At 31.2% G+C, this 15939-nt stretch carries 14 protein-coding genes; 11 read left to right on the top strand and 3 right to left on the bottom strand.

What is annotated here, in order from left to right; genetic code table 11:
* Positions 1-146: 146 nt before the first annotated feature.
* The 3 genes from glcT to mprF all read left to right on the top strand — a co-directional run bounded on the left by glcT (position 147) and on the right by mprF (position 5204).
* Positions 147-995 carry a glucose PTS transporter transcription antiterminator GlcT gene (gene glcT, locus ACJQQZ_RS03940; protein ID WP_145505237.1) on the top strand — a complete coding sequence of 283 codons (849 nt, stop codon included), beginning with the start codon at positions 147-149 and terminating at the stop codon, positions 993-995.
* A 273-nt stretch (positions 996-1268) separates the two neighbouring features.
* The gene (locus tag ACJQQZ_RS03945; RefSeq protein WP_162489510.1) at positions 1269-2435 is read left to right on the top strand and encodes an AI-2E family transporter; all 1167 of its coding nucleotides are present in this window, start codon (positions 1269-1271) and stop codon (positions 2433-2435) included.
* A gap of 246 nt (positions 2436-2681) precedes the next feature.
* Positions 2682-5204 (top strand): bifunctional lysylphosphatidylglycerol flippase/synthetase MprF, encoded by a 2523-nt coding sequence (gene mprF / locus ACJQQZ_RS03950; RefSeq protein ID WP_002451322.1) that lies wholly within the window; start codon positions 2682-2684, stop codon positions 5202-5204.
* A gap of 78 nt (positions 5205-5282) precedes the next feature.
* On the opposite strand, the gene msrA is transcribed toward mprF, so the two are convergent.
* Positions 5283-5795: a peptide-methionine (S)-S-oxide reductase MsrA gene (msrA, locus tag ACJQQZ_RS03955; protein WP_408023072.1), complete on the bottom strand. Its 513-nt coding sequence runs from the start codon at positions 5793-5795 to the stop codon at positions 5283-5285.
* Positions 5796-5931: 136 nt separating this feature from the next.
* Here msrA and ACJQQZ_RS03960 point away from each other — a divergent pair, with 136 nt between their 5' ends.
* On the top strand, positions 5932-6936 hold the full coding sequence (locus ACJQQZ_RS03960) for an LCP family protein (protein WP_023375268.1): 1005 nt from the start codon (positions 5932-5934) through the stop codon (positions 6934-6936).
* A gap of 50 nt (positions 6937-6986) precedes the next feature.
* On the opposite strand, the gene ACJQQZ_RS03965 is transcribed toward ACJQQZ_RS03960, so the two are convergent.
* On the bottom strand, positions 6987-7172 hold the full coding sequence (locus ACJQQZ_RS03965) for a 2-hydroxymuconate tautomerase (protein WP_002451325.1): 186 nt from the start codon (positions 7170-7172) through the stop codon (positions 6987-6989).
* Positions 7173-7323: 151 nt separating this feature from the next.
* Between ACJQQZ_RS03965 and ACJQQZ_RS03970 the strand changes: the two genes are divergently transcribed.
* Positions 7324-8586 carry a Y-family DNA polymerase gene (locus ACJQQZ_RS03970; RefSeq protein ID WP_049423503.1) on the top strand — a complete coding sequence of 421 codons (1263 nt, stop codon included), beginning with the start codon at positions 7324-7326 and terminating at the stop codon, positions 8584-8586.
* 99 nt (positions 8587-8685) lie between these two features.
* Here ACJQQZ_RS03970 and ACJQQZ_RS03975 read toward each other — a convergent pair whose 3' ends face one another.
* On the bottom strand, positions 8686-9777 hold the full coding sequence (locus tag ACJQQZ_RS03975; protein ID WP_124224739.1) for a prephenate dehydrogenase: 1092 nt from the start codon (positions 9775-9777) through the stop codon (positions 8686-8688).
* Between the two features lie 144 nt (positions 9778-9921).
* On the opposite strand from ACJQQZ_RS03975, the gene ACJQQZ_RS03980 reads away from it, so the two are divergent.
* From ACJQQZ_RS03980 to ACJQQZ_RS04005, 6 genes are all read left to right on the top strand, one after another.
* Positions 9922-10956 carry a M42 family metallopeptidase gene (locus ACJQQZ_RS03980; protein ID WP_002451328.1) on the top strand — a complete coding sequence of 345 codons (1035 nt, stop codon included), beginning with the start codon at positions 9922-9924 and terminating at the stop codon, positions 10954-10956.
* Between the two features lie 592 nt (positions 10957-11548).
* Positions 11549-12955 (top strand): anthranilate synthase component I, encoded by a 1407-nt coding sequence (locus ACJQQZ_RS03985; protein WP_124228326.1) that lies wholly within the window; start codon positions 11549-11551, stop codon positions 12953-12955.
* Positions 12952-13527, top strand: coding sequence for an anthranilate synthase component II (locus ACJQQZ_RS03990; RefSeq protein WP_002451330.1), 576 nt, complete (start codon positions 12952-12954; stop codon positions 13525-13527). Before ACJQQZ_RS03985 ends, ACJQQZ_RS03990 begins: the two co-directional genes overlap by 4 nt.
* Positions 13528-14526 (top strand): anthranilate phosphoribosyltransferase, encoded by a 999-nt coding sequence (gene trpD, locus ACJQQZ_RS03995; protein ID WP_107532796.1) that lies wholly within the window; start codon positions 13528-13530, stop codon positions 14524-14526. It begins immediately after the preceding gene.
* Positions 14527-15327: an indole-3-glycerol phosphate synthase TrpC gene (gene trpC, locus ACJQQZ_RS04000; protein ID WP_145505243.1), complete on the top strand. Its 801-nt coding sequence runs from the start codon at positions 14527-14529 to the stop codon at positions 15325-15327. It abuts the gene before it with no gap.
* Complete coding sequence (locus tag ACJQQZ_RS04005; RefSeq protein WP_124228324.1) at positions 15318-15938, top strand: phosphoribosylanthranilate isomerase; 621 nt, start codon at positions 15318-15320, stop codon at positions 15936-15938. The genes trpC and ACJQQZ_RS04005 overlap by 10 nt, the downstream gene beginning before the upstream one ends.
* Position 15939 lies beyond the last annotated feature (1 nt).

Here is a 15939-nt window from a genome sequence, read left to right on the forward strand (position 1 = left end):
AGGATAATTTTTGTAACTAGAAATTAAAGTACTTTGATAATAGTAAAATTGAGTTTTATAAATAAAAAGATTTAAAAATGTATTTTCTTTTCATTTATATCATTTAGCTTTATAATTTTAATAATGGAGCAGGAAAGGTGATAATGATGGGGGAATACAAAATAAGTAAAATTCTCAATAATAACGTTATCATATGCACGAATAAAGATCAGGAAGTTGTACTCATTGGAAAAGGTATTGGCTTTAATAAAAAGCAAGGTTTGATTTTAGATGAATCAGCTTCCATTGAAAAAGTGTATAAGCTTGATCAAGATAAACATAAAGAGCATTATAAGACATTGGTTGAAATGGCGGATGACCATGTACTGCAAGCAGTCATAGAATCAGTCAATTTAATCACAAACGCGACTTTAGATATTGATGATAAAAATCTAGTCGTTGCCTTAACTGATCATATTATTTTTGCGTATAAACGTTTAAAACAAAATCAACTCATTAGTAATCCGTTTGCTATGGAGACTAAGTATTTATATAGTGATGCATATCAATTAGCAGCCAAAGTAATAGAAAGACTCAATCAACAATTAGATGTTCAATTTCCAGAAGATGAAATTGGATTTATCGCTTTACATATTGCTTCTAATTCAGAAGAATTATCCATGCGAGAAATGTCGTTAATCAATCAATTAATTAATAAGAGTATTACAATCATTGAATCTGATTTAAATCATCAAGTTGATCAATCCTCAGTACAATATCAACGTTTTATTAGACATGTTCAGTTCCTTATTCGTCGTTTGAAACAGAATGAAGCGATTCATGCACAAAATGATTTCATTGAAATGATTAAAAAGCATTACCCACAGTGCTATTCCACAGCTTTTAAAATTTTAAAAATGATTCAAATGGAATTCGATATTACAATTAATGAAGCTGAAGTGATTTATTTAACATTACACATTCACCATTTTGAAGCGCAAATCAATCGTGATTAATCATACTTAGTTGTATTTTAATAGTTCTATTCATTAAATTGATGCAGTATTAACTATGCAATGATTGAAACCAGTTATATTTATTTTATTAAATTTTTTATACGCCTTAGTTGTATGAATTATGTTATGATAAGTGTTAGTTATTTTAATCATCTTAATTGTTTTATGAATTGAATAAAGAGAGGTAACTTGAAGGTATGGTGATGTCAAATGTCGAATGAAAATAAGACTACAGAAAATAAGGCATCTGGAAAGTTTAAAACTAATTTCAGTATGTCTGAAACAAGATTTATGCGATTTTTAGGCGGCAATGATTTAATTTATGGCTTATTAGCACTTGTACTTTTAGGTATTGTAATATTTATATTTGATAAAGTTTCATATGTGTTTGAGCCGTTTATTATTATATTTAATACGATTGCTGCACCTATTATTGTTTCATTGATTATATTTTATTTGTTTAATCCACTTGTGAATTTGATGGAACGTTATCGTATACCACGATTAGTGGGTATTATGATTATTTATATTGCGATTGTGGGAATTATAGCATTAATTGTTAATTTATTAATTCCGGTTATTGGCTCACAATTAGGAAGTTTTATTAATAATTCGCCTCAATATTTCAAAAAATTTACGAATACAATCAATAAATTAACTAGTAATTCAATTTTTGCTGGCTATTATAGTCAAATCAACGACCAACTTAATTCATTAACGAAGAAAATACCTACAATGTTATCAGATTATTTTGATGGTTTTGGTTCAAAACTAGCAACTTTTGCAGAAGCTGTTGCTAATGTTGGTGTAGTTATTGTAACAACGCCATTTGTATTATTCTTTATGTTAAAAGATGGTCATAAGTTCAAAGATTTTACGACTAATATTATGCCACCAAAATTCAGAAAAGATTTTCATGACTTGCTTGAAAAAATGAGTGTTCAAGTAGGTTCATATATTCAAGGACAAATTATTGTCTCATTCTGTATAGGTGTATTATTATTTATCGGTTATTCAATTATTGGATTAAAATATAGTTTAATTCTTGCATGTATCGCAGCTGTAACGAGTGTAGTACCATATTTAGGTCCTACAATTGCGATATCACCAGCGATTATTATTGCTATTATTACATCTCCATTAATGGTACTTAAATTGGCAATTGTTTGGACATTAGTTCAGTTCTTTGAAGGACACTTCATTTCGCCAAATATTATGGGTAAAACTTTAAAAATACATCCTCTAACAATTATCTTTATTTTATTATGTGCAGGTAACCTGTTAGGTATTGTAGGTGTTATTTTAGGTATACCTGGATATGCAGTATTAAAAGTTTTAGTTTCTCATGTCTTCCTATTATTCAAACGTAGATATAATCGTTACTATGGAGAAGATGCTGGGGAATATCAATTGAATAAAGATCAAGACTACTCTGAGTAGTTATGATACAAGGATATCTTTAGAAATGAATGTGAGAACAAGTAGGGCATTTAATATTGTTCTTAGCTTACTAATTTCTAAGATATCCTTTTTTATTAAAGTAAAATGTTTTATTGTAGTGACTTTAGCTAACATAAGATATGACAATAATGTTATGTATAATTAGAGTTATTTATATTCTAATTATCATATGCTTATGATATATTTTTGCTATATAGAAGAATTAATTAGAATCGAAGTGAAAAAATGACCCAAGAAAATAAAAGTAAATTATTATCTATTTTAAAATTTGTGTTTGCTGCAGCTCTATTTATATTTGTAGTATTCACATTATATCGAGAATTATCAACCATTAATTTTAAAGATACATTGATGCAATTTGGCAAAATCAATCGTTTGTGGTTAGTATTATTATTTGCCGGTGGGGGAGCATCGTTATTAATTTTATCTTTATACGATATTATTCTTGTCAAATCTTTAAAATTAGATATGTCTTTAACGAAAGTTTTTAGAGTGAGTTATATTATTAATGCTTTAAATGCTATTGTCGGATTCGGTGGATTTATCGGTGCCGGGTTAAGAGCATTTGTTTATAAAAATTATACTGAAGATAATAAGAAACTCGTACATTATATATCTATTATTCTCATTTCAATGTTAACAGGCCTTAGCTTATTATCGATTTTAGTCGTTTTTCATGTTTTTAATGCATCTGACATGTTAGATCGAATTTCATGGGTTCGTTGGATTTTATATATTGTTGCTTTATTTTTACCAATATTTATTATTTACACTATTATGAAACCCGCAGATAAAAATAATCGATTTATGGGTGTTTATTGTACTTTAGTGTCATGTATAGAGTGGATGGCGGCGGCTGTAGTTCTCTATTTCTCAGCACTAATCGTGGGTATTGATATTTCATTTATGAATTTTATCGGAGTCTTTATTATTGCAGCTTTGTCAGGACTAGTAAGTTTCATTCCTGGGGGCTTTGGTGCATTTGATTTAGTCGTGTTACTCGGATTTAAATCACTTGGTATAAATGAGGAGAATATTTTATTAGCGTTATTACTTTATCGTTTCGCATATTACTTTGTACCAGTAGCTATTGCATTAGTATTATCTTCATTTGAATTTGGTAACACTGCTAAGAAATACATCGAAGGCTCTAAATATTTTGTACCTGCAAAAGATGTCACATCATTCTTAATGTCATATCAAAAGGATATTTTATCTAAAATTCCATCATTTTCATTAGCAATTTTAGTGTTTTTAACGAGTGTGATATTCTTCATTAATAATTTAACTATTATTTATGATGGATTATATGATGATAACCACTTCGTGTATTATATAACATTGTCTGTTCATACTAGTGCCTGTCTATTATTAATGTTAAATGTTAAAGGCATATTTAAACAAAGCCGACGTGCTATTATTTTTGCTATTATATCAGTTGTATTAATTTTTGCTGCAACGATATATACTTATGCTTCTTTCTTACTTTTGACATGGTTAATAGTTATTTTTGTGTTACTAATTATTGCTTATCGACGTGCCAAAGTTTTAAAACGACCATTGAGACTAAAAAACGTATTTGTAATAGTAATCATCAGTTTGATTGTACTTTATATCAATCATATTATAATCTCTAGCACGTTATATGCATTAGATGTGTATAATCTTGAAGTTGATACCACAGTTTTAAGATATTATTTCTGGATAACAATAGCTTTAATTACATTAATTGTGGCGTCAATTGCATGGTTATTTGATTATCATTATGCCAAATCAAATCAAAATAAAGATTTAACTATTTGTGAACAAATTATTCATGAACATGGTGGTAATTATTTAACACATCTTATCTATAGTGGAGATAAAGATTATTTTGTTCATGATAATGAGTCTGCCTTTTTAATGTATCGATATAAATCTAATGCATTAGTTGTTTTAGGGGATCCAGTTGGAGATGTTTCATCCTTTGAATCTCTATTAGAAGCATTTTATGAATATGCAGAATACTATGGTTATGATATTATCTTTTATCAAGTAAGCGATCGATTCATGCCACTTTATCATAATTTTGGAAATCAATTCTTTAAATTAGGAGAAGAAGCAATTATTGATTTAACAACGTTTACGACTTCAGGTAAAAAACGTCGTGGATTTAGAGCTACTTTAAATAAGTTTGATGATTTAAATATTAAATTTGAAGTTATTGAACCTCCATTTTCTAAAGAAATGATTGAAACATTACAACATGTGAGTGATCAATGGTTAGATGGCAGAAATGAAATGCATTTTTCAGTAGGTCAATTTAGTGAAGCATATTTGTCTAAAGCACCAATTGGTATTATGCGTAATGAAGAAGGGAAAATCATTGCGTTTTGTACACTCATGCCAACATACTTTAATGATGCAATTTCAGTTGATTTAATTCGTTGGTTACCTGAATTAGACTTACCGTTAATGGATGGTCTATATTTACACATGCTTTCATGGGGAAAAGAAAAGGGTTATCGTTCATTTAATATGGGGATGGCAACACTTTCTAATGTTGGTCAATTGCATTACTCATATCTTAGAGAACGACTAGCTGGTAGAGTCTTTGAACATTTTAACGGTTTATATCGTTTCCAAGGTTTAAGACGTTATAAAGAAAAATATGGTCCAAATTGGGAGCCGAGATTCTTAGTTTATAGAAAAAATGCATCTTTATGGCAATCAATGATTAAAGTGATGAGAGTTATTCGTCATAAATAAATATACAATGAAAAGCGATTGATGAAACTGAGTGGTTTCGTCAATCGCTTTTGTGTTAATCTTCAATATCAATCTATACTAGATTGAGTTTTTCTTATAATTTTCACGGTCTTGTTGTTCTTTGGCATATCTTTCTGGTTGCTTTTTATAAAAATCTTGATGATATGCTTCAGCTTTATAAAATGTTGTTGCAGGCAAAATTTTAGTAGCAATCGCTTTATCTGCATTGATTGTATTTTGCATTGCTGCGATATACGCTTCAGCTAATTTTTTCTGATGTTCGTTGGAATAAAAAATAGCTGTTTGATACTGAGACCCTCTATCTTGAAATTGACCTTCGTCATCTAGTGGATCAATGACAGAGAAAAAGATTTCTAATAATTTATTGTATGAGAATAACGCAACATCATATTCAACTTTGACAGTTTCATAGTGTCCAGTAGTGCCACTTTTAACCTGCTCATATGTAGGGTTGGCTATGTCTCCACCCATATATCCTGATGTTACTTGTTCTATACCATCAAATGTATCAAAAGGTTTTGTCATACACCAAAAGCACCCACCCGCAAAATATGCAGTATTTATATTCATTTATGACACCCTTTCATTGGACCTTAGTACCATTTATTAAAAAAATCCTTGCTTTTTGTATACTTTTTCTATAACGTTAATACATATTAATTATAGATGATAGAATTGTAATTTTAAAGGTATAAGGTAGGTAAATATGAGAGAACAGAAGGATAACAGAGAAGAAACTGAGTATAAACGACAAGCAGGTACATCAACTCCACCTTCTAGGCGACGAAAGAAAAAGAGAGTGCGCAAATTACCTTTTATTATTTTATTTATTTTAATTATTCTCATCGTTATAATTGCATACATTGCTCATGGTTATAATAGTGGTGTAAAGTATGCGGAAAAGCATGCGAAAGATATTAAAGTACATGAATTTAACGGACCAGTAAAAAATGACGGTAAAATTTCTGTATTAGTTTTAGGTGCAGATAAAGCACAGGGCGGTAAATCACGTACAGACTCAATTATGGTTGTTCAATATGACTATATTCATAAAAAAATGAAAATGATGTCAGTAATGCGTGATATTTATGCTGATATTCCTGGCTACGATAAATATAAAATTAATGCTGCATATTCATTAGGTGGACCAGAATTATTAAGAAAAACCTTAAATAAAAACTTAGGTATTAATCCTGAATATTATGCAGTTGTTGATTTTACTGGTTTCGAAAAAATGATAGATGAGTTAGAACCTAATGGTGTTCCAATGGATGTTGAAAAAGATATGTCTGAAAATATTGGTGTATCATTGAAAAAAGGACATCATCGTTTAAATGGTAAAGAATTATTAGGTTATGCTAGATTTCGTCATGATGCAGAAGGCGATTTCGGGCGTGTACGTCGTCAACAACAGGTGATGCAAACACTTAAATCTGAATTAGTGAATTTTGGTACAGTTGCTAAGTTGCCTAAAGTAGCGGGGATTCTTAGAGGATATGTTAATACAGATATGCCTGATTCTGCGATGTTCCAAACTGGAATAAGTTTCGGTGTTCGAGGCGATAAAAATGTAGATTCATTAACAGTCCCTATTAAGAACTCATATCAAGATATTACTACTAATAATGATGGTAGTGCCTTGCAAATTGATAAAGAGAAAAACAAAAAAGCAATTCAAGATTTTTTCGATGATAAAAATAATAAAAAGTAATACTCAAAGAGCCTCACATTGACATCGTCAATGTGAGGCTCTTTACATATTTATTGATCTGATTTTCTAACACCAGCAACACCATAATGACTTTTCTTCATTTCTTCAATAACGACATGGATTGCTTCTTTATTGGCACCTGTTGTTTTTTCTACAGCTGCTGTCACTTCTGTAACTAAATCTTTAAGTTGTTCATCTGAACGACCTTCTAATAATTTAACGTTGACGATTGGCATATGTCATTCCTCCAATATTCTTATTACAACTTTAGTATAGCATGAATTATCAATAAAAATACATATTTATAAATAAGAACAAATGTTCTTTTTGTACTTGAACTAGAACACCTGTTCGTATATAATAAAATTGTATTAGGGAGGGGTAATCATGTATGACTATCATTTATTAGAAGATAGAGATGTACTTTGTATTGATCAGAAGAGTTTTTTTGCGAGTGTATCTTGTATAGAGAAAGGGTTAGATCCACTAACGACAAAATTAGCAGTAGTCGCAGATACTAAAAGACAGGGTTCGGTGGTGTTAGCAGCGACACCTAAACTTAAAGAATTAGGCGTCAAGACAGGATCAAGATTATTTGAAATACCGCATCGTAATGATATATATATCATTAATCCAAGTATGAGAAAATATCTTAACGTATCAGTTGCTATATCTAAGATTGCTTTGCGATATGTGCCGCCTGAAGATTTACATCAATATAGCATCGATGAATTTTTTATGGATGTGACAGATAGTTATCATAGATTTAATTCAACCGTGCAAGCATTTTGCGAAAGATTACAGAAAGAAATTCATGAAGAAACAGGTATTAGATGTACGATTGGTATAGGTTCAAACATGTTATTAAGTAAAGTGGCTATGGATATTGAAGCAAAGCATACAGCAAATGGTGTAGCTGAATGGCGTTATCAACATGTCCCTGAAAAGCTGTGGCCTATTCAACCGTTAAGAGATTTTTGGGGAATTAATAGAAAAACAGAAGCTAAATTAAATAAAAGAGGTATTTTTACAGTAGGTGATTTAGCTCAATATCCATATCAATATTTGAAAAGAGATTTTGGAATATTGGGCGTAGATATGCATCTTCATGCTAATGGCATTGATCAAAGTAAGATGAGAGAAAAATATAAAGTGAATAATCCGTCCATATGTAAAAGTCAAATTTTGATGAGAGACTACGAATTTGAAGAAGCGAAAGTGGTGATGCAAGAGTTAATTGAAGATGTAGCGAGTAGAGTTCGAGCACGAAAAAAATTAGCACGCACCATACATTTTTCATTTGGATATAGTGATGAAGGTGGTGTAAATAAGCAGTATACATTAGAAGAAGGAACTAACTTAGAAAAAGATATTTTTAAAGTAGTGAATTATTTTGCCAATCAATTATGTGACAAACAGGCTTTATATCGTACATTAAGTGTGTCACTCACACAATTTATAGATGAAAACGAAAGACAAATGAACTTATTCATCGATGAATACGAGCGTAAGAGAGATGAAAAATTAGCCAAAACAATTGATCATTTACATGTGAAATACGGAAAGGGCATTGTTTCTAAAGCGATATCTTATACTGAAGCTGGTACAAAACATGGACGTTTAGGACTCATGGCAGGACATAAAATGTAGTAATGTATTCCACGATAGCGATGAGGATTTCTCAAATACTAAAATAAAAAACAACCTAAGACATTACATTGAGGTGTCTCAGGTTGATAAATGAAGTTGCTATTCTATATAAGTATCAAATTGATCTAATGCTTGAATACCACGTTCTCGATCTTCAGGGTTTTTAAAACTAATTTGTAGCGCACCATAAATATCTTCACGCACTTCTAATATTTTTAAGTTGCTTATAGAAATATTATGTAAACTTAGTATGTGAGTAACTTTGCTAATCATACCCGGTTTATCCGGAATATCGACATACAGATCATACGCAGTAGTAAGTGCACCTTGTTGTTTAGTGGGTAATTGATCGCGATAATCTTTTGCATGAGCAAAAAAGTTATAAATATCTTCTGAATTAGAAGAAGATATCATAGATGAAATTGAGGAAATTTGATCTTGTAAATCTTGTAATATATCTAGGATGAAAGTTTTATTATTTAATGTAATATCTTTCCACATTTCAGCGTTACTACTAGCAATTCGTGTGATGTCACGGAATCCACCTGCAGCTAATTGTTGTACTAAACGATGTTTTTCTACTTGATTAGCACTGAGATGAACTAAACTTGATGCGACAATATGAGGAACATGACTAACGATACCTGTAACGAAATCATGTTCATTAGCATCAGTGAAAATAAATTTCGCTAATGTAGGTTTTAGTAAATCTTTAATCTTTTCTGCTGCCTGCTTATTAGCATCTTGATTAAATACAAGAATATAGTAAGCATTTTCAAATAGATGTTTTTTAGCATTGAGTACACCAGACTTATGGCTACCAGCCATCGGGTGTCCACCAATGAGATGAATATCGTGTTTTAACAACATATTTTCAAATGCTTGAATAGTTGATTTAGTGCTTCCTGTATCTGTAACGATTAAATTGGTTTTAGTATTGAGTTGTGGTAAATGTTCTAAGTAATGAACAGTTTGTTCGACAGGTGTAGCATATATAACCATGTCAGCTTTTTTAATTGCTTGCTCATAATGAGTTGTTTTATCATCGATGATACCAATAGATAAAGCCTTATCTAATTGAGATTCATCAGCATCAAAAGCTGTAATATGAATGTCTTGATGGTAGTATTTTAAATTACTTGCTAAACTCCCACCAATCAAACCAAGTCCTACAAATAAAATATTTTGCATAAGTAATCACCTGTTTCGGAATTTTCAGAATACTAATATCGTAAATGAGTAAGTTTATGGAATCAATAAGAATATAATTAGTATATAACAAATAAATAGTCTAAACTAAAGTTAAATAACATAGAAATGTGAAAGGGGATAACAATGAGCGATATTCTACAAACAATCAAAACTTTAACAGAGATTAATAGTCCATCTGGGAATGCTGAAAAAGCAATACAATATGTGAAGCAGACAGTAGAAGACATAGGATATTCTACAGAGTTGACGAATAAAGGTGCTTTGATTATTAATGTTGCGGGAGATAATCAAGAGCAGCAACGATGTATTACAGCACATGTTGATACGTTAGGTGCAATGGTAAAAGAAATTAAAGAAGATGGACGTTTGGCAATTGATTTAATAGGAGGATTTCACTTTAATGCGATTGAAGGTGAATACTGTGAAATTCAAACAGAGGCAGGCGACATATATACGGGAACGATATGTTTACATGAAACAAGTGTGCATGTATATAAAAATAATCATAAAGTACCTAGAGATATAGAGCATATGGAAATTCGAATTGATGAAAAAACAAACTCAATTCAAGATACGAAAGACTTAGGCATAGATGTAGGGGACTTTGTCAGCTTTGATCCAAGAACTGAAATTACTCAATCTGGATTTATTAAGTCACGTCACTTAGATGATAAAGCAAGCGTAGCAATGATTATAGAATTATTGAAAAAAATTAAAGAAGAAAATATTAAGCTACCACACACAACTCAATTTTATATTTCAAATAATGAAGAGATTGGCTATGGCGCAAATGCTTCATTATCAGAAAATATTGTAGATTTTATCGCATTGGACATGGGTGCATTAGGTGATGGTCAATCTTCAGATGAATATACCGTATCTATCTGTGCAAAAGATAGTTCTGGACCTTACCATAAAGGGCTTCGTTCACAACTTGTGCAACTATGTAAAATGAATGATATTCCATATAAAGTGGATATATACCCATATTATACCTCTGATGCTACTACAGCACTAAGAGCAGGAGCTGATATAAGACATGGTTTATTTGGAGCAGGCATAGAGTCCTCGCATGCTTTAGAAAGAACGCATATTGAATCAATTGAAGCAACTCAAAATTTATTATATGCGTATTGTATGTCTCCGATTAACAAATAAAATAAGATTTAGCGTTGACAAAAATATTTAAGGGATGTATTATACTAAATAATTAGAATTGTTAAACAATTCGAAAGATAAAGTAGCGAATATGAACTGTAGCAAATAGAAAGCTAATGGGTAATGAAAATTAGCACATCATATTTAGTGAATTGGGCTTTCGAATATAAAATTAAATAGCATTAAAGTGAACAAGAAATATTTGTTAACTAAGGTGGCACCACGGTAACGCGTCCTTATTGATTTTACGCGTATCGTGGTGCTTTTATTTCTTACAAAATGTAGTAGTTTATAGTAAGGTAGTGTCAGAAAGTTAGTGGGTGATGAGAACTAACACCACTATAAATGAAATTGGGTTTTGTACCATAACAACTAAATATTAACAAAGAGTGAACGTACAATATTCCGAATATTAAGAATATTGCGTTAATTAAGGTGGTACCACGCGTCAGCGTCCTTTTATAGGAGGCTGATTTTTTATATTTAACAATCGAAGCATTACTTTAAACTTTAAAAATTAAGTATACCTAACAAACCAAAATCACTTTCAATAAAGTTTAAGCAAACTGAAATAATAAAGGAGTGAATTGAATTGGAACTATATTATGAAAAGTTACAGGCCAATATTACACCAGAAACATTAGCTCAACTTAAGCACAACAAAATCATATTAGAAAGCACGAGCCAAGAAAAACTAAAAGGGCGATATTCTATTGTCGTTTTTGATAGTTATGGCAAAGTCACATTAGACAATAAACAACTTCAAATTATTACTCAACAAAAGAAAGAAACTAAAACAGAAAAGCCTTATCAATACTTAAAGGAATTTGTGAATAGTTATTATGCTGACATTGAAGATCAAACACTACAAGAATTACCTTTTATTTCAGGTTTTATTGGCACTTGTAGCTTTGATTTAGTAAGACATGAATTTCCAATATTAAAGCAAATTGAGTTAGAAGATCATCCTCAACATGACGTCAAATTCTATATGATTGAAGATGTTTATGTATTTGATCACTACAAGGATGAACTTTACATCATTAGTACAAATTTATTTTCTCAAGTTAAACAAGACGTATTAATACAACGAGTCAAAGAACGTATTGAGGATCTTAAAGCAATCCAAGTATATCAACCCAAAGTTTCATTTCAAGTTCAAGATAAACAAATCGAAGCAAACGTGAGTGAACAACATTTTATGAATATAGTGAGTGATTTAAAAAAGAAAATAACAGAAGGGGATATGTTCCAAGTTGTTCCATCACGTATTTATCGATACAAACATCACTTTAATAATCAATTACAAGCATTATCGTTCCAGTTATATCAAAATCTCAAAAGGCAAAATCCGAGTCCATATATGTATTACATCAATATGGAGAAACCAATAATCATTGGCAGTTCACCTGAAAGCTTTGTCAAAGTTCAAAATGGAACAGTTGTCACAAACCCTATTGCTGGAACAATACGAAGAGGACGAACACCAGAGGAAGATCAAAACAATGCGCATCAACTCATTAACGATGAAAAAGAAAAAAGTGAGCATAGTATGCTCGTTGACTTAGGTAGAAATGATATTCATCGAATCTGTAAAACGGGCACATCACATATCAAGAAATTAATGGAAATCGAAAAATATGAACATGTCATGCACATTGTAAGTGAAGTAACAGGCGAAATTAAGAATAATATTTCACCTATGTCTGTAATCGCAAGTCTATTACCTACAGGAACTGTATCTGGTGCACCTAAATTAAGAGCTATTCAAAGAATATATGAAGTTATGCCACATAAGCGAGGCGTTTATAGCGGTGGTATTGGTTATATTAACTGTAATCATAACTTAGATTTAGCATTAGCTATAAGAACGATGATGGTAGATGAGACATATATCAATGTAGAAGCTGGCTGTGGTGTTGTGTATGATTCAGAGCCATATAAGGAATTAGAAGAAACTAAACTAAAAGCTAAAAGTTTATTGGAGGTGTCGCCATGATATTAATCGTAGATAACTATGATTCATTCACCTATAACTTAGTAGATATAGTAGCCCAATGTATATCGAATCAAAATAAAGTCAAAGTATTATATCCAGATGATGAGCAAGTTATACATCAAGATGTAGAAGGTGTCATTATTTCACCAGGGCCAGGACATCCTTTAGACAATGATTTATTACTTAAAATTATTCATCAATATAAAGATAAGCCGATTTTAGGCGTATGTTTGGGTGCTCAAGCACTCACATGTTATTACGGAGGTCGAGTGATACAAGGTAAATCCGTCATGCACGGTAAGGTAGATCAAGTCATTCTTCAAAAGCCCTCCATACTATATACCAATTTACCAAGTACATTTAATATCATGAGATATCATTCGCTCGTCAGTGATAGGAAGCAATTTCCAGACACTTTAGTCGTGACAGGAGAGACATCTGATTGCATACAATCATTTGAACATATCAATCATTTACATTTTGGTATTCAATATCATCCAGAGTCATTCGCGACGGAGTATGGAGAAGATGTAATTAAGAATTTTATTAACTTAGTAGTAAAGGATGATTAGATGGGAATTTTACAACAATTAGAACAGCAACAACATTTAAACCAACAAGATATGAAGGCGTTTATCGATTTAATGATTAATCCTCAAATTGAAAATCAAATCAAATATAAGGCTTTGAAATCATATACAGAAAAAGAAATGCAACAAACTGAATTAACATTTTTAGCTCAAAGTTTAATCAAAACGATGTATAAAGAACAACCTGTTTATGAAGGCTCGATGTGTATTTGTGGAACTGGTGGTGATCGTTCGGGAAGTTTTAATATATCAACGACCGCTTCATTTGTCGTAGCTAGTGCGGGTTCATCAATCATTAAACACGGAAATAAAAGTATCACTTCAAATTCCGGTAGTACAGATTTGCTAGACCAATTAAATATTAAAACCACACCAGTTAAAGATGTGACCCAACAATTAAATCGATACCATTTAGCATTTGTAAGTGCGACAGAATCTTATCCAATTATGAAATATATTCAACCTATTAGAAAAATGATAACTAAACCAACCATATTTAATCTTGTGGGACCTTTAATTAACCCGTTCAAACTAACATATCAAACTATGGGTATCTATGATCGATCTCAATTGGCAAATGTGGCACAAACTGTAAAAGATTTAGGACGTAAAAAAGCAGTCGTAATACATGGTGCTGGTGGTATGGATGAAGCAAGTTTATCTGGTGACAATTTAATATATGAAGTCAATGCTGGCCAAGATATTCAACATTATACGATTAATGCTAAAGACTTTGGCTTAAAAAACGCAGCTAACGACACATTAAAAGGTGGCACACCAGAAGAAAACAAAGCCATTGCGGTAAATATTTTAAACGGCCAAGATCATTCGAGTAAGAGAGATGTAGTGGTGCTCAATGCTGGCATAGCTTTATACGTATCAGAAAAGGTGAATGATATTGCAACAGGTGTTCAACTTGCACAACAACTCATAGATGATGGAACAGCTATGAAACAATATTTAAGAATGGTGGAGAATTAAATGACAATATTAGACGAAATTGTATTATATAAAAAAGAATTATTATCTAGTCATTATTATCATGAAAAACTTAAAACTATAAATAAAGATACTCAATGTAATCAACCATCTAAAAAGAACACCTTGAAATCGAGTTTAGTAAATGACAAAGAATTATCTATTATTGCAGAAATTAAATCGAAAAGTCCAACTGTAAAGCAATTACCTGAACGTAATTTGACACAACAAATTAAAGATTATGAAACTTATGGAGCCAATGCCATTTCTATCTTAACGGATGAACGTTATTTTGGTGGCAGTTTCGAACGATTACAACAACTATCTAAACAAACGTCATTACCCGTATTATGTAAAGATTTTGTGATAGATGAAATTCAAATTGATGTAGCTAAAGCAGCAGTTGCATCAATCATTCTACTCATTGTTAATATTTTAACGGATGAACAACTCCATCGTTTATATCACTATGCCTGTCAATTAGATTTAGAAGTATTAGTAGAAGTTCATGATAGTCAAGAACTGCAAAGAGCTTACGAGCTTAAACCAGAAATCATAGGTGTTAATAATAGAGACTTAAAGCGATTTGTGACAGATGTAGCCCACACAAATCAGATATTAGCACATAAAAAAGATGACTTTTACTATATTTCTGAAAGTGGTATTCACAATCAATCAGATGTAGAGAAAATTGTTCACTCCGGTATCGATGGGTTACTTATTGGTGAAGCATTAATGAAATGCGACGATTTAAGTCAATTTTTACCACAATTAAAGTTGAAAAAGGTGAAATCATGTATTTAAAATTTTGTGGTTTTAAAAGTAAAGAAGATGTACTTAAAGCGATTGAATTGCCTATAGATGCGATTGGGTTTATTCATTTTCCAAATAGCCGTCGCCATTGCGACATGAATCAAATTCAGCAATTAACCACACTCGTACCTAGTTATATTGACCGTGTAGTAGTATTAGTCAATCCAGATCAAACACAAATTCAAAATCTTGTGACACATACAAATATCAACATAATTCAATTTCATGGCAATGAACCGATAGAAATCATGAAATGGACAAAATCACAATATCCCCATATTAAAGTTATTAAAGCATTGCCTGCACATCAAAAGTTGCAAGATCAAATAGTTTATTACAAAGAAGCTGTAGACTTTTTTATTATTGATACTCCTTCAGACCAATTTGGAGGTACGGGGCAAACCTATGATTGGCATCTATTAGATAATATCAAAGGTATATCATTTTTAATTGCAGGAGGATTAACTGATCAACATATCAAACATATTCAACATTTATCATTGCAACACAGTGGCTATGATGTAGCCTTTGGCATTGAAATCAAGCATCATAAAGATGTCAAAAAAATGAAAACAATCGTTAACATTGTGAAAGGAGAATAAA

It is taken from the genome of Staphylococcus sp. KUGN1 (genome assembly GCF_045984185.1).
Lineage (GTDB): Bacteria > Bacillota > Bacilli > Staphylococcales > Staphylococcaceae > Staphylococcus > Staphylococcus warneri_A.